Consider the following 16,916-nt stretch of genomic DNA (forward strand, 5'->3'; position numbering starts at 1 on the left):
AGCCCTTATCGAATCCGGACTTGGAGGTTGGTGTCTTTCAATAAAATGCGGACAGCCAACGTTGCCCGCCTACCCGATGAAGACGTAACTGTGCGCCCTGAACGGATCGTGCCAGGGACGCGCTCGTTGCCACAAAGAAAAAGGAGGCAGAGAAGATGGCAGTAACGCCCACGTACCCCGGTGTTTACGTTCAAGAAATACCAAGCGGGGTTCGCTCGATAGCCGGCGTCAGTACGTCAATCGGCTTGTTTATCGGGCGAACGTCTAAAGGTCCCCTCAATCAAGCGGTGCGGCTGTTCTCCTATACCGACTTCGAACGGACCTTTTCCAGTGATACCTCCGTCAGCGCCATGGCCGACCACGTTCGCCTGTTCTTCCTCAATGGGGGGACAGACTGTTACGTGATGCGCATTGCCAACGGCGCCACCTTTGCCCAGACAACGTTGCTGGCCGAAGATGGTGTGACGGAAGTTCTACAACTCACAGCAAAATTTCCCGGCGCCATCGGCAATAGCATCCGGGCAGTGGTCAGTTATGGCGGTGCCAATCCGGAAACGACCTTCAACCTCGACCTCTTCCGCGAAGAGGTCGATGCCGGGGGGCGGATTTCCATTTTAGAGGCCGAAACCTACAAAAATCTGAGCATGAATCCTGTTGCGGCGCTCTATGCTCCAGAGGTTGTTAACACTAACTCCAGTCTGGTGCGCGCCGCTGTTCCCGCTCCGCTGCCGGCGACGAATCCCGGCTTCAGTCTGAGTGGACAGCCGGTGGTATACGACAGCGGCGACTTGACCACCCTGCGTGATATGTGGGCCAACCGCCTGGGGAATGCCTCGATCGGGGGGAACCGCTTTATGATCAGTGTGGACGGCCAGCCCGTGATCCCGATCAATCTCAACGGGGTGGATATCGCCGGCATCGCGGCGCCGACGGCCGCGAATATCGCCCAGGCAATTGAAGATGAGATCAACAATCTACTGGCGGCCGCAGGTCAGGCCGGGACAACGGTAACCGTTACGCTCGATGACGCCAATGATGTCCCCAACGTCGTCACCGGTGCCGTATTGGATGCTGGGATTGCAGGGACTGCGGACAGCGCCTCCGTCCTCAAAATCGCCTCGAATGTGGCCAGCGGCGCCAGCGTGGTGATTACGCCCAGCGCCACCAACGATCTGAGCGTGCCGTTGCGATTGGGCGCCGGTCAGGGCGGTATCGAGGTCTCGGCCTACAGTGCCCATCGCCCGGCCCCGAATGGCATCAGCCTGCAGGCCGCCGATCAGACGGTGCTGCGCGACCTCGGTGATCTGCAGCACAATCAGATCCTGGCCCTCCGGCTGAGCGCCTTCGACAGCGCCGGCGCTCCAGCGATTGCCACCGTGCCGGTGAACCTCTTGGCTGAAGGCGGCGCCCTGGCAACGACCCCACTGTGGTTAAATAGTCTCGGGGGACTGCGGACCATCCTGCAGCGCCTGGCTGACGCAGTCAATACCTATCGCAATGCCAACCCGCTTACCTTTTTCTGGTCGGCGTCCGTGGCGGGCAATCGCCTGACGCTGACTACCTCGCGCGGAACGGCGAACACTGTCTCCGCCACCTTCGCCTCCGATCCGGTGGCGCAGGATATCGGACCATTCTTCAACGTCAATACCCGCTATTACAGCATCGGCGAAGGAGCCCTGGTAACTACCTTCCAGACACCCACCCCGGCCGTCGATACCAACGGCGCCGCCGCTCCCTCCGTTACCGACGGAACCGCACCGACGCTGCAGGACTATACCAACGCCTTCCCATTGGTAGAAAAAGATGCGGATATTTTTAACATCATGGTCCTGCCGGAGGATGCCGACGCCGCCGCAGTGGATTTATCCCTGGTCTATGGTCCGGCGAGCGTATTCTGCCAACAGCAACGCGCCTTTCTGGTCATGGAGGCCCCCAAAGCCTGGAAGACGGCCCAGGATGCCAGCACCAAAGTTGCCAATCTGCGAGTCGGCCTCGTCAAGGATCACAGTGCCCTTTATTTCCCGCGCCTTTTGATCAGCGACGGGAAAAAGACCAAGGCCCTCGGGGCTGCCGGCGCTGTGGCTGGCGTCTACGCCCGCATCGACAATACCCGCGGGGTGTGGAAAGCTCCCGCCGGCGTCGAAGCGGACCTGCGCGGCATCGTCGGGCTGGAACACCGCTTCACTGACGGCGAACATGGCGCCATGAACCCTCAGGGCGTCAACGTTCTGCGCCCCTTTCCCAACGGCTTGGTGATCTATGGGGCGCGCACCAATGACGGCGCCGATGATTTCGCCAGCGAATATAAATATATCCCGATCCGTCGGCTGGCGCTCTACATTGAAGAAAGCCTCTATCGCGGCCTCAAATGGGTGGTCTTTGAGCCGAATGACGATCCGCTGTACGGCCAGATCCGCCTCAACGTCGGCGTCTTTATGCACGACCTTTATCGGCGCGGCGCCTTTCAGGGTCCCAAGCCCAGCGACGCCTATTTCGTCAAGTGCGATCGGGAAACAACCACCCAAAGTGACCGCAACCTCGGGATCGTTAACATCATCGTGGGGTTTGCCCCGCTCAAACCGGCCGAATTCGTGATCTTGTACCTGCAGCAGATGGCCGGGCAGTTGCAGGTGTAGGCATCGACGGCGGTGAAACAGCTTGAGATTTTTCATTTTCATGGTCATTATTTCTAAGTCACCGGGAAACCACGAAAATCCTTAACCGGTAGCACAGACTTTCTAGCCTGTGCGAGATATGCTTTCCCTGAAAATGGTTTATCGGTAGCACAGGCTTTCTAGCCTGTGCAGAACTTATTCTCTGATTACCAACCAAAAACCGGAAACCGGAAACTCGAAGCTCTATAAACCCTTAGGAAATCCGGTGGCAAGGTTTGGTGAAATCTGCGGCGGACTGATAGTCTACAAGATAGGGGGTAGAAGGCATGGCACTCTTTCCAATTAATACCCACCGCTATGATCCCTACAAGAATTATCGGTTTCGTGTCCGGTGGGATGGTCGCCCGGTGGCGGGAGTCAGCAAGGTAAGTGCACTCAAACGCACTACGGAAGTTGTCTCGCACCGCGAGGGCGGGGACTTCAGTACCCCGCGCCATTCGCCCGCCGGCTCGAAATATGAAGCAATCACCTTGGAACGCGGCGTCACGTGGGATCTGGAGTTCGAGGCTTGGGCGAATAAAGTCTACGATGTATCGGCGGGCGTCGTCTCATCGTTGAAAGATTTCCGCAAAGACATCACCATCGAGCTCATGAACGAGGCCGGGCAAGTGGTGATGGCTTATAAGATCTTTCGCTGTTGGGTGTCGGAATACCAGGCGATGGCGGAACTGGACGCCAACGCCAACGCCGTGCTCATCCAGAGCATCGTTTTGCAGAACGAGGGTTGGCAACGCGACGAATCCGTGACCGAACCGGCTGAACCATAAGCATTCCCAACAGGCCCCTTTCTTATTGTCTTTCTCCCCCTTGGGGGTAGGGTGAGGGGGTTTTAACCGCTTGTAGATGCAAAGCATCTTACGGCGATCGGATTGGGCAGGCGATGGGTATATGGACAATCCCCGGAGGGTGGGTGGAGTTCCGGCCGCTGACCGGGTATGACGAACGCAGCATCGACGGTCTGGGTCTCTTTGATGCCTTGGCGCTGATCGACCGCCTCAATAGAGGGCGTCCCGGCGGGTTGATCAGACCGGGAGAGGCAAAATCGCTCGCCGCGGCGGTGCGTGACCGGGTGCTGGCGGTTATATACACCGAAAATTATGGCAATGTGATCGCCGCCAGCCCCCGCTGCGCGAAGTGTGGGGAACTTTTCGACCTGTCTTTCCTGCTGTCGGACATGCTCCAAGCCTGTCCTCTGACTCTTTCAGCCGATGGGATTTACCAGACAGCCGACGGCGGGCGCTTTCGCCTGCCGACCGGGGAGGATGAACTAGCCACCTTTGGGCTGGCTCCGGAGGCGGCCCGGCAGGAATTGCTGAGACGCTGTATGCTTACCGAGGATGCTGACCCTGAGGCGGTGGAAGCAGCTATGGAGGCGGTCGCTCCCCTGTTGAGTAAAGAGATTGAAGCGGCCTGTCCGGAGTGCGGCTCTCGCCAAACCGCCGATTTCGATCTCGGGACGTATCTGTTGCGGCGGTTGTTGAGCGATAAAGAACGCCTGCCCGGCGAGGTTCATACCCTGGCGCAAGCGTATGGTTGGGGCCTAAAAGATATCCTGAGCCTGACGCGGTCCGAACGGCGGCGCCACCTCACTCTCATCGAGGCGAGTGCCCCAAGAAGCTGGGCGCGGCAGGGAAGTGCCTTACGGAGAAGGTCGGGTTGAAGAAAATAGTCCCTCAAGGCAGGTGGAATGGTATATGAAACCAGGTACTTATCTGCAAAGATTGATAACTCGCATGGGTATGCCCGCCGCCCGCGCCGCCTCTCCGGTGACGTCCCACCTCATGCCGCCCGATGCCCCCATAGCACCGGTGTATGATCCGTTTTCCGAACCGGAGGAAATAGATGAGGTATTACCGTCCCCGCCGGTAACGGTAGAGCCCCGAGAAGCGAAAATCCCTCCTCCGCCGGTCTCTCAAGCGGAAGAAAAAAGCATGTCCGCCCCCCGGGAGCTCGGCAGGGAAACGATCGTTGAGAGGATGACCGCGCCGCCGGAACCTCAGGAACTCAAACCTCTGCCGGAAGAAGTATCGAAGATATCGCCGGAAAGAGCTGCCCCTCTCTCAGTGCACCCTTTCGAGTCTGAGGAGGAAATAATTCTCCCTTCTCTACGGGGGAATGAAACAGTGGAGCGCCTGGTGCGTGAAATAGTAGAGCCGTTGGGGGTAAATGAACCGCTCTCCCAACCCCTGCCGGGATTCGAACAGACAATCAAACCGCCACCACCGATAAAACCGCCGGAATCGGTGAGCTATACCTTTATTGAGCCTCCGGGAGGGGAGACACCCTCGACTCCGCTGGAGCCGCCTGTTCGGCCAGACGCACCGATGTTACCGCCTGTCGCGCCGGCCGCCTCGCCTCAGATTACTATCGGGGATATAGTGGTCGAGATTGTGAATGCGCCTGAGGTACTGACGCGAGCGCCGCTGATGTCCGCCCCACGGGCTCTGCGGCCAGCGGTATCGCCTGCCCCCCGGGCCGGTGTCCGCTCCAAGCGCGGGTTCGGGTTGGGGCAGATGTAGTCGTGATCAGGACAGTCCGGTCGAGAAGGAGCTAAACCTCCGGCGGTTGTGGGTCAGCACTGAACGTATCGGTGTGGCTGGAAGCTGGCTGCTGACAGCAGAGGGCCTTTTTTGCCAACCATGAAAATCAACCTCTGTAGGGTCACTGCTTGCTGCGCCCTCTGAAGGTTATTTTCTAACTCAGCTACGAAAGTGATACCATGGCACTGCTCGATCTTTCCCTGGTGACGCAGACCCTCATTGATCTGATCAGACTACACGTTACGGGTTCTGAGGCCTGGAATCCGGCCAATGTGCTTGCAGTCGACCCAATGCCGCCGGATAAACTGACGGGTGATAATACGCTGGGCTTCTACCTTTACCACGCCACCGAAGAAACGACGAACAAAAATACCTACATCCCCGGCATCAGTGACGTCCCTGTGCGCTATAATCCATTGGCGCTCAACCTCTTTTACCTGCTGACGGCGCACAGCGATGTTGAAAACGGCAGCACCGGCATCTACCGCGAACAGCTCATGATGGGGCTGGCCATGAAGGCCCTGCATGATTACCCGCTGATAAACGATAATACCGCCGTCGGCGGAGTAGTCATTATGCAACCCCTGCTGCGAGGCAAAGACAATGCTTTTCGGATCTCCCTGCTTCCGGTAAAGGTCGAAGAGGCGGTGAGCTACTGGATGGCGGGATCAAATCCCCAACGATTGGCGGCCTATTATCACGTGGCGGTAATCAAACTCGAACCGGAAGAAACCCCGCTCCGCCCCGGGCGGGTGCTGATCTACAATATCTTTACGCTTCCGGGAGATACCCCCCGAGTCGATACGACGGCCAACGTCATCAGCTTTACCTTACCGGGGGAAACCGATCCCCGCTCTCTGGAATTGAGGCCGGCGCAGGTAACCTATGATCAGGGTTTCACGGTGATCGGTTCAGCCTTTACGGGAAATAAAGTCTATCTGCAAATCCGCCGCCTGGACTGGGCCGCTCCCCTAATAGTCGACGCGGCGTGGGATGTTGCCGTGACCTCTAGCCGCATTACCGCCACCGCCCGCGCCACTGCTGCAGGCAGGGACATTCTGCCGGGATTTTATGCCGCTTCCGTGCGGGTGGAACGCTGGTCGACCATGGCCCACGGCACGCGTATCCTGGAAACGAGCAGCAATGAAACACCGTTCGCCATCGCCCCGCGTATCGGGGCGATCAGCCCCCCGGACCCACAGGGAAACTTTACGGTCAATGGCTCGATTTTCGAGCATCCTGATCTTGCTGCCGAAAATGTGCATGTCTTCATTGGCGCCACCAGGCTGACGCCGGGTAATGCCGTCAACCTTCAGTCAGGGGAATTCGCCGTTATCAACCCAACCACCGCAGCGGTTCGACTACCGGTGGGATTGACTCCCGGCGAAGCGGTCAGCTTTCGGTTGATTATCAACGGCGCAGAAAGCGCACCGCAGTGGGTGGTCGGGTGAACATGCAACTCTTTAATGAATTCAGATCCCTCTATGTTCCCAAGTACAAACTTGGGGAAGCATCGGGAGTAAGTCGATGAGCCGGATGGCCGTACCGATTTCTCTAACCCCAGAAATCTCAATCCACGATGACAAATCGGCGATTGATGCGGTACTGCGGCGCATCCGGCTGCTGGCCCGACGTCGGCTGCTCTGGTTGACCGAAGGAATGTCCGCCCCGGCGGCGAGTTACGGGAAACGTCTGTTCCCGGCCACAGGCGATATGCCTCTGGCCTCCACAGCCGAGATTGAGTCGCTGTTAAACGACCGGGATGATCCGCTGGCGGAAGGGCAATGGCAACACACCCGGACGGAACTGAACACCCAGATTGGGGCGGTGGAAGAGGCGCTTAAAGCCGACCGGGTCTCGCGCCTGTCGCAGTTGATCCACATCTTTGCCCTGGATGACTTTGATCGCGATCTGCTGCACATCTGTCTGGCGCCGGGGGTCGACCCGGCGCTGGGGCGGCTTTACGCCTACTGTCAGGACAATGCAACCCGAACCTATCCCACGTTGGCGCTAACGGCTCGTTTGTGCGGACATGGACGTTTCGGTCTTTGGGGGAGCGACAGTTCACTCAGGCGCTGGCGCATGATATCCATGGTGCCGGACCTGGCGGGCGGCAGCGATCAGTTCGGCAAGCTGACGCTTGACCCCACAATCCGCAATTGGCTCAGTGGCGTGGACGAACCTGACCCGCTTCTGGTGGGACGGGCAAGACTCGTCCGGCCACTCGAGCCGCTGCCGGAGTGGAATGTGGAGTCGGCTGCAACGTTTGCCGCCGAGGCCCTGAAAGATCATCCGACCCGTACGGTCGTCATCCAGATTGTGGCACCGCCGGGAAGCGGGCGGCAAACCTTTGCCGCCATCATAGCCAGTCATTTGGGAATGCCGCTGCTGGCGATTGATACCACCGCCATCCCGGAAGATGACTGGATGCAGGTCTTTATCCAGGCGCACCGGCATGCGTTTCTGCATCGCGTTGCCCTGGCGTGGAAAGGCGGAACAGATACCGCCGGAGCGAAGCCCTGGACAGAATATATTTCACATTTCCCCGTGCAATTTATTCTGCGGGAGGCCCAAACCGCCGCTCCTCTGATCCCGAACGCCATTGAACTGCGGGTAGACCTACCCGCCCCGGCAGTGGCCACGCGCCAGTCTCTGTGGAAGCAGTACGCCCCTCAGGCCGCCGCCGCCTTTCCGGATCAGGTGGCGGAACTGGCGGAGCGCTTCAACGCCCGGCCGGGGGCGATTGTTGCTGCCGCAAGCATACCGGGTGTATCGGTCCAAGGTATGGCCCAGGCGCTGCGTTACAGCCAGCGCCACCTGTTGGACAATCTGGCGCAGCCGCTCGAATGTCCGTTTGCCAAAGATGACCTGGTGGCCACGGACACCTTGCACGAAGCCTTGAACGACTTCATCCACGAGGCTAGGGATCGGGTGCTCTTCTGGGAACAACCCCAGGCGCGGCGCCTGTTCCCGCAAGGGCGGGGATTGGCCGCACTGTTTACCGGCTCTCCGGGGACTGGCAAAACGATGGCGGCGCAGGTCATCGCCGCCCAGTTGGGATTGGACCTGTTCCGCATCGATCTCTCCGCCGTGGTTAGTAAGTACGTAGGTGAAACATCTCATAATTTACAGCACATTCTATCACGGGCGGCGGATATGGACGTAGTGCTGTTTTTTGATGAGGCCGACGCACTCTTCTCCCGACGCACCGAAGTCAAGGATGCGCATGACCGATTTGCCAACACCGATACCAACCATCTCCTGCAAGCCCTGGAAAACTACGGTGGGGTTGCCCTTTTAGCGACAAATCGCAAGGGGAACATTGATCCGGCTTTCATTCGGCGGCTGCGCTATGTCCTGGAGTTTGCCAAGCCGGATGCGAATCAGCGTCTGCAGTTATGGATCCGCTTGATTAGCGCCCTGGCGGGAGAAAAGGCCGCCGCCTGTCTGGCTCCGCTGATTGAGAGGCTGGCTTCGGAGATCGAACTGACGGGGGCCCAGATCAAATATGCCGTGTTGACTGCGGTGTTTGCGGCGCGTCGGGACGGCGTTGCCCTCCGGACTGATCATCTGCTGCGTGGTCTGGATCGTGAAATGGCGAAGGAAGGCCGCGCCTTAAGCGAGCGGGAAAGAGTGAGGTTGAAGTACCCATAGTTTTTCCCTGAGCCTCACCTCATTTTTAGGGACAGGCAGGTAGATCGATTGAGGCGTCAGACAGCCTAATGGACATTCACATCGGCAACATTCGAGTTCGGGCGCAGAATTTGACCCCGGCCCAGGGGCGGCAATTGGGCGAGCGGATCGGGACGCTGTTGGCCGAACGACTTGCCAGGGGTGAGGTGCTGCCGCGTGAAGCAGGGCGCATATGGGCACGGGTAAGCGGACGCGGCAATGAAACCATGGAGCAGCTGGCAGTGCAGGTTGTCAGGACTATTATTGAGGGGATGTAACCGAGGTATGAAACAACAGGCGGCGCAGAAAAAGGCGGTACAGACCAAGGCGCGACGGCCGACGGTTCAGACCCATGAACGCCAGGCCAAAGACGCTGCGGCACGCCTGTTGAACGGCGAACAGGACCTGAACCGGCTGTTGACCCAGACTCCGGCGGCGCCCCGCGTGCCGGTTCATGACTGCCGTACGCGCCCGGAACGATTGCCAGATAAGGTGCTGGCGGTGCTGGAAGAGGGCTTCAATGCCGACTTGGACCGGATGCGAGTGTATCATGACGCCGCCGCGGCGCGTCTCGCCGCCGCCGAAGGCGCCCGGGCGTTTACCAGCGGCCCCGACATCTTTTTCGCCGCGGATGAGTACCGGCCCGGCACTACCGAAGGTTTGCGGCTGTTGGCCCACGAGACGGCCCATGTCCTGCAACAGACCGGTCGTATGAACCCCGACGGTGTGATGACCGCCACGGCACACTATGGCAGTGGCGAGTTACAGTTCGATATTGCCTGGTCAAGGCTGCGCCAGGCTTATCAGCAAAGCGTCGAGGCCGAATCAGCAGCGGTGCAAGACTCGATGACGGCTATGATCGCCGAAATCGAAACGCTGGTCGGGGCCGGGGCGACACTTTCGACCGAGTTAGGTCGCGGCGTTATGGTAGAGCGCAGGCGCGGCGGGCGCACCGAACGCGTGAATAACCTGACGGTCTTTGAGAGCCGGGTGACCTCCGGTGAGTTCAACAGCAGCGAACGCCCGGCAAGAAGTTTACTGTTCGATGCCCTGAAGGCGTTAGGACGTTATCAGGGTGCGGCAGCTTTACTCGAACATGATCCATCATTGCCGACGGCGCTGCCGGATACAGATTTTCTTGAGTTTTTGCAGACTGACAGAAACTACGGCCTGGATTGGTTTGCGGCCATCTTTTCTCGCATCGAAGGAATCAGGGAGTTATATCCCGACCGGTACCTGGAAAATATCTACCGTTACCTGATGAATCCAGTGCGCGGGGCGGTTTCGTCGGCCGACATCCGCACTGCGCTCAATAATTTCGCCACCCAATTCCTGCGTCGACAGCGTGAGGGCGCCTTTGATCTTGAAAATGAACGGGTACGGGGTGCCTGGGGGGCGCTGCGTCTTATCAACGAAAGTCTGCAGACGGATCTGCGCGGTCTGGAGCGAACCGGCCTGGATCTGGCCCCGACAACCCGGCGGCGGTTGGCGGCGGGAACCATCCTGGCCGCGGCGCGACGTTGGGAAACGCACGAACTGCGTATCTTCCGCAGCCTGAGCACGCCGACCGCGAGCGTGGCTCAGCAGGCGCTCGACTTTTGGACGGAATCGGAATTGCGGCAGGCGCAGCAGGCAGAAGCGGCGCATTTCCTGTTCCGACGTCTGTTTGAAGCACCCGGCAGGGAATCGGCGCGCCGCCGCACCGGGGCGAGAGCCGCAGGGCGGGTCGGAACCGCGCCAACCCCGCCGGAACTGCTGCAAATTCCAGCCGAAGTGCAGAGCAATCGGGTGTACGCCGGATTTTTGCGCCGGGTCAAATCCGAACTGGGAAATGTCCTGGGCGGTGATCCACCGGTGCTCCTGGAACCGTCGGCTTATGGGCGTGCCCTGGTACGGCTGCAGAGTGTGCTAAATGAGCAGCGCTTGGCGCTCGGCAACGAATTATTTCGACAATTTAGGCGCGGCGATGCGGGCGACCCAGCCAAGTTGGAGCGCGCCCTCTGGTTCGGTATGGCGCAGTTTTTCATCGATGGCGTCATCAGCGTCATTGATGAGTACAACGCAGCCCTGGACAGGCGTTTTATAAACGAGTATGACGGCTTACCGGACGTGCGGCTGCGAAACCGCTATCGGCTGGCGAGATACGCCTACCAGCTTGGCGCCATGACCAGCGCGGCGGTGCCTGCCGCCCGGGGTGCAGTCAATATTCAGGATATCGCCGCCCGGGTCCTGACCGGTGGCGACGTAGGTCAAAGCTATCTCGCTTTTACCGGTGACTGGTATGACCAAAATGCCAACCCGGAGCATTTGGAGACTGATTTTGTTCCTACTGAACCGGTTGAGGGATGGGGGCTGAACGTCAACCAGATACGGCGGATATTTTATCTGTTGCACGAGCGGGCGTTGGTCAATGCACTAAGACGCATCCTGCGGGCCATCGAGGGCAGGAGAGACCCCCTGGCGGCAGAAACCTATGGCATCATTCAAAACGCGCTGCGGGCCGCTCGGGAGGAGGTTCCCGTCCCACGCCGCTGGGCGCCGCGCGACTACGTGCTGGTGTGGAATAGCATTGATTGCGAGGTGACAGAGCGCGCCCACATGGCAGAATTGATCCGCAACCACCCCCGCTTTGACGAACTGCTGCGGCTGGAAAACCACGCCACCGAAGCCCATATCATCCCGAATTTTCGCGCCAGCCGACCGTACGTCTGGTTTTTACCCAATTTTCAGCGCCTGGTGAACTACGTCTGCAGCATCACCCCGGTGCGGGCCGGCCTGCAGACAAGAACGACAGAGACCATTACCCCTTATAACTTGTTGGAATATCTTAACTCGCAGGCAATGTCGGACAGGGAGATGGATGCGGCTGAACAGCGGCGGAGGCGTGACCCCAACGCAGATATAGTAACGTTTTTCGATGAGCTTATGGCACAGTTGAATGCGGCGCTAGGAACCGATATCTCCGCCATTGAGAGCCGACGTCAGGTATTGCTTACCCAGGCTCGCATCCATGACCGCCGGGTAATCGAAAACCAATCTCGGGCGCACCTGGAAGCGTACGCCGCGGACAGCAGCATCAGCAATTACGCCCTTCCCAGCCGGGTGATCACCCTGATAGAACGCTACCGGCAGGACATTGCTACCGAGGCACATCCACCGCCTGGCGTGCTGGCGGAACGGGCGGCTCACATGGCGGTGCTGATCCTGAAATTGGCGGGCAACATGCGGGCGGCGTTTGTGCGTCCATTGGGCTTTATTTTTGAAGGTATTGAAGTCGAAGACCGCTACGATATCGTGACGAACTTCTTCGGCTACATCATGGAAGCGCTTGCTTTTCTCAGGCGCGACAACGCCCGGGAGCTGCTTCAGAGGGTGCTGCACAGCAGTGAAAGCGTGGAGGAGGTGATCGCCGGACGAACGCCCCTGGAAGAGCTGCGCCGACATTTTATCGAGGTAATTCACCGGTTACAGGCGCGCTTCGGCTTTCGCACCAACGATGCTGGCACCGAATTACGACGCCTTGAGACCGAACGCCCGATCGTTGTCAGCGACACCCTGATCATCGATGGGGTCAGCTATCGCCTCATCCGGATACATCAGCCATTCATCTTTCATGATTCATACGGCCACGGCACGCCAGCCTACCAGCCGTCGATCCTGAAAAGCATCAGCCGCACAGAATATACCCGCGAGCAGCGCAGCCGTAATTTCCCGCTCATTACTTTAGAGATTCTGTCCGGTGCAGAAGGAGCGGAAGAGACGGGTAGCATCGCCGAACCTCCGGCCTCTCCAGCCAGCCCCACCGCTGAAGCGGGAGCCGCAGGTGAACAGACCCGCGCCGGTGGTGCCACAAGCGCCACGGGGGGGCGCACCCTCACCCTGACCAGTTCGATGGCGCGTCCCAACGAAGTGATGTTGGAGAAATTGGCGCATGCAGTGACTATGGAATCGATCCGGCGCGGGTTGGTGGCGGCGGCAGAGGCGATTGAACTGTTTTTTCGGGGAGGGTTGGAGGCTGCCAAAATTGCCGCAATGTTTTTTCCACCGGCCGGACCGATCATCGTGATGATCGCAGATTTTGCGGAATTCCTGATTACCGAACTGCCGCGTATCCGGACCGAAATCCTGGAAGAACCCATGCGGGTGGTCGAGGAACTGCAAGAGTTTGTCTCGCCGGAAATGCGCTCCCGGATGCTCGAACGTCTGTGGGAATACCTGTTGTTTGAGGGGGATATCCCATTTCTCGAACAGATCCAGGCTCGGCTGGCACGCCCTGCCGCCGCTGCCCGCCGCCGTTCCTCGCCTCGCCGGGCCGGGGTCATGGGACGCCTGGCGCATTTCGCCGGAGACACCGGCAGACGTATCTTACAGGCTTTCCTTGGGTTGCGGCAACGCTCACGCGCCAGGTTCATCAGTGCGCATCGCATGGTCGAACGGCGCCCGCGGGTCAACCGCTTCCTGCGCGCCATTCCCGGCATCCTGGAGATGGGGAGCATGGTCCGGGCCAGAGATCTGGAAACTGCACGGGAAATTTTAGGCGACCTGTTGGAAGGCAATATCCAGGAAAACATCTCCAACCCCTTGCGGGAAGCGCTCATCGAATTGTTCGAAGGACTGAACGGTTTAGAGATTCCGGGGGAAATCTTGCCATTAGATCTGGTCTTGGAATTCCTGTTGGATCGCTTCTTGATGGTATTAGGGACGCGCGGGCGGCTGGTGAGACGGTTTATTGATAACGGCGTAGCGATTGCCCGGGGAGTCGGCGTCGATTTTGACCCCCGGCGCGAGCTGGCCCGGGTGTTGGCGACCCAGCTTCGGGAACAGGGGCTTGACCCGAATATCCTTTGGCAGGGATATCTTCAGGTTCAACTCCAAACCATGCTGATCGGGGCGCGCACCGATATGATCAACGGGATCAATGCCCTGTTTAGTGACCTGTTCGGCACCCTCATACAGGTGGATGCCAGTGATCTTCCGGATCTCACGGTGGCGATAGAGCGTGAACGGGTTGAACTGGGTACTGAGCCGGCGTTGGAGCCGATGTTGGCCAGGAAGCGGGGCGAAGAAGACGAGGAAGAGGCTGAAGCCCTGCCAGGCCGTCCGCCGGAAGTCACTGCCGCTGGCGGGGTGCCGCTGCCAACGCCGCAGCGGCTCCGCTACGAGGGGGCCTTCGGGCATGATTTCACCCATGTGCGCCTGCATCACGACCGGCGTTCCTTCCGGGTCACAGAATATTACGGTGCCGAAGCTTTGACCAGTGGCAGCCATGTTTTTTTAAACGAGGGATTGTCGTTGCACAACCCGCGCACCGAGAGCGTGCTAAAACACGAGCTGGCGCATGTCCTGCAGCAGACCGGGGCGCGTCCGCTTACTATGGAGCATGCCCCTGATCCCGAGATGGGCGCAGCCGGTCGCGGTTTGCGTCGGGAACCCCGGCGGGAAGCTGCTGCCGATCGGATGGCGCGGGCGGCGGATTTCAGGCGCGTCCACGACGATCCTTTGACCGTTGAGGAACCGGACGAGCTGGGCGGGCTTGTTCCCATTATATCAAGTGATATCATCCAACGGACAATTGACTTCCTCGGGTCGGAGCGAGTCGCTGAGTCCTTCAGACAGCAGGTCGAAACGCTGGTTTCCATCCCGGCATCGATCGCCACCCAACGCCGGGGCGAATTCACCGCTGCGGTGGATGAGGCGCGTAGAATTTGGAATGCCACGAGAACGAAACTTCAGGTCACCACGGCCGTGACCAATCCCCGCCACCACGGTCCCCAGACGTTTAACAACCCTACGGCTCGCCGGGTAATCAGCCATTATTTCAGTTCCTATCGAGAGATAACCGAGCCGCGCCTGCGCGCCCTGACTTTCTACAGCTATCGCCTCCGGGGCAATCGGCTGCGCCTGAATGCGGATAGCTTCAAACAGAATCTGGCCAACTACATCTCCGAATCCACCGGCTTTGACATTGTCATTGATCCAACCGGGCGCACTGTCGATTTTGTCAAAGTGATGAATATCGATCTTGGCGAGGTTCACGGCAATACCCGGGTATACCAGGAGATGAAACGGCAGACGAATACTCGCATCCAGCGCGGCCGCCCGCCGATCCCAGGCGTTAACGCCCGATTCACCGACCTGGAATGGGCGAAGATCCGTGTCGAGATCATCGGGGGCGGAACCGATGTGCCGATCTGGGATAGTGAGGAATACCGGCTGAGCGATGCCTTTATTCGCCGGATGCGCGAGATGCTGGACGCAGTCGCCGGCGGCTCGGTGGATACTTGGGAGAATTACACTACCACGACGGAGGTGAGCAATGCCACTTTTGGGGGGTTGCGCGTCGGTACCCATGGACAATTGACGGGCAGGCCAACGGGTGACGTGGATTTGGAGCCGGTGTCCGGCGAGGGCGCCGGAATGATGTCCCGGCCGGCGCGGGCCGGACGTCAGTCGCATCATATCCCCCAGTATTTGTTAATCCAGTATTTGCAGAACTTACGAAGCGCTTCGACCAAAATCGCCCATGAGGGAGGCGGCCGACCCTTGTTCCCGCCGGGCTTCAGCGTGACGGGAAACACCGCTACCGGTTTTAGCGGTGCGGGAAGAACCCTGGACTTTGCTAGACTTGACCCCGGTTCCACGACAGATCGCGGGCGAGGACTACCGGCCATTTCTTTGGCGGCCAAGACCCATCAGAAAGGGCAGCTCCACATCAACGCGGCCACCACGTGGGGGAGCTTCACTGAGGCGGAACCGAGTATTGAAACTACCGGCTCACACACCCAGGGCGTGTTGTTAGACCGGAAGTTTTACGGTTTTCTGCGCGGCCGTATGAGTCCAAGACCCCCGGAAGATAAGCTTAGCATATTGAGACAGGCGAACCTGCAGCCCTCGGCGAATCACGCCGCCGTCTTTGAAGCAATCCGCGACACCTACATGTGGATGTTCCGGGATATGATGCGGGCGCTGAGGCGGACGCTGAACAGAGACGTCAACGACCGCGAACACTGGGAGGCGGTAAGCTACCGGATGTTCGCCTTGAACCGGCCGCAGACGCAGACTGCCCCTGGGGTACTAAAACCTGAATATACCCCGCATAACACCCAATTGACTTCTGTAGCCAATGCCATTGAAGAGAAGAATCGCCAGATTATGGCGGACTGGTACCGAGGTTAGGAGTAAAAGACAATGGGAACCGGTTTTACCAGGACTCCAGTGCTGTTGAAGGGGGCGCTGATCCGTTTTGATGCGCCGCTGCTGATCCCGATCCCGAACATCATTATTTTTCAGTATAACCCTGAGACGCTGTCGCGTTCGCTGCGGCCCTATGAGCCACAACCGGCGGAGGAACCGCGGCCGGCGCCGGGAGCCGGCGCTGCAGCCGGTGAAGGTCAGACCCGGGAGGCAACCCAAGCCGCAGCGCGGGCGCAGCCGTATGATCCGCAGGAGTCTTTCACCCTGCGCCTGATCGTTGACGCCGCCGACGCCCTGGAAAAACCCGAATCTCACCCGATCGCTGTGGCTACCGGTGTCGCGGATCGCTTGGCAGCCCTGGAAATGCTGCTCTATCCGATAACCGAGGGTATCAGCCTGCTCGGGTCGATCAGCGGCTCCTTGGGAGGTGCGGCCGGCGGCGCCATCAGCGCAGCCGTCGGTGGAGGGGGTGGCGGCAGTCCCTCGGGCAGTGAAATCCCGTCCCGGAACGTCCCGGTCACCCTCTTCATCTGGGGTCCCGGCCGCATCGTGCCGGTCCGGGTCACTAGCTTCAGCGTGGAAGAACAGACGTTTTCGCCGCTGTTGTATCCGCTGCGGGCGACCGTCTCCCTGGGTCTGACGGTGTTGCAGCCGAGTGCTTTCCAACGGTATCGGGGTACCGGAGACAGCGCCGCGGCGATCCCGCTGACTGCGGAGGAAGAGTTCGCCGTCGGCGCTTATAAGTTTACCATGGTGCAAAAGCAGGTATTGGCCACCGCCAACCTGGCGAACTCGGTGGAATCGATCATGAACCTGCTGCCCTTTTAGAGGAAAT

The 16,916-nt window shown here is 59.3% G+C and carries 9 protein-coding genes; all 9 read left to right on the forward strand.

Annotation, left to right across the window (positions count from 1 at the left end; all coding sequences use genetic code 11):
* The first annotated feature begins 155 nt into the window (after window positions 1-155).
* The 9 genes from DESAC_RS15275 (at window position 156) to DESAC_RS09035 (ending at window position 16,909) form a co-directional block, all read left to right on the forward strand.
* Complete coding sequence (locus tag DESAC_RS15275; protein WP_013706751.1) at window positions 156-2,636, forward strand: phage tail sheath family protein; 2,481 nt, start codon at window positions 156-158, stop codon at window positions 2,634-2,636.
* Window positions 2,637-2,941: 305 nt separating this feature from the next.
* Complete coding sequence (locus DESAC_RS08995; RefSeq protein WP_013706752.1) at window positions 2,942-3,442, forward strand: phage tail protein; 501 nt, start codon at window positions 2,942-2,944, stop codon at window positions 3,440-3,442.
* 113 nt (window positions 3,443-3,555) lie between these two features.
* The gene (locus DESAC_RS15280; protein ID WP_148231216.1) at window positions 3,556-4,335 is read left to right on the forward strand and encodes a hypothetical protein; all 780 of its coding nucleotides are present in this window, start codon (window positions 3,556-3,558) and stop codon (window positions 4,333-4,335) included.
* A gap of 34 nt (window positions 4,336-4,369) precedes the next feature.
* A complete protein-coding gene (locus DESAC_RS09005) occupies window positions 4,370-5,194 on the forward strand; it encodes a hypothetical protein (RefSeq protein ID WP_013706754.1) in 825 nt (274 codons plus the stop codon).
* A gap of 200 nt (window positions 5,195-5,394) precedes the next feature.
* Window positions 5,395-6,666: a Pvc16 family protein gene (locus DESAC_RS15285; RefSeq protein WP_013706755.1), complete on the forward strand. Its 1,272-nt coding sequence runs from the start codon at window positions 5,395-5,397 to the stop codon at window positions 6,664-6,666.
* Window positions 6,667-6,742: 76 nt separating this feature from the next.
* The gene (locus DESAC_RS09020; protein WP_013706756.1) at window positions 6,743-8,869 is read left to right on the forward strand and encodes an ATP-binding protein; all 2,127 of its coding nucleotides are present in this window, start codon (window positions 6,743-6,745) and stop codon (window positions 8,867-8,869) included.
* Between the two features lie 68 nt (window positions 8,870-8,937).
* Window positions 8,938-9,165: a hypothetical protein gene (locus DESAC_RS16065; protein ID WP_013706757.1), complete on the forward strand. Its 228-nt coding sequence runs from the start codon at window positions 8,938-8,940 to the stop codon at window positions 9,163-9,165.
* Between the two features lie 7 nt (window positions 9,166-9,172).
* Window positions 9,173-16,063, forward strand: a complete 6,891-nt coding sequence (locus DESAC_RS09030; RefSeq protein ID WP_013706758.1) for an eCIS core domain-containing protein — start codon at window positions 9,173-9,175, stop codon at window positions 16,061-16,063.
* Window positions 16,064-16,075: 12 nt separating this feature from the next.
* The gene (locus DESAC_RS09035; RefSeq protein ID WP_013706759.1) at window positions 16,076-16,909 is read left to right on the forward strand and encodes a hypothetical protein; all 834 of its coding nucleotides are present in this window, start codon (window positions 16,076-16,078) and stop codon (window positions 16,907-16,909) included.
* Window positions 16,910-16,916 lie beyond the last annotated feature (7 nt).

Origin of the sequence: Desulfobacca acetoxidans DSM 11109 (assembly GCF_000195295.1) — a bacterium.
Classification (GTDB): domain Bacteria; phylum Desulfobacterota; class Desulfobaccia; order Desulfobaccales; family Desulfobaccaceae; genus Desulfobacca; species Desulfobacca acetoxidans.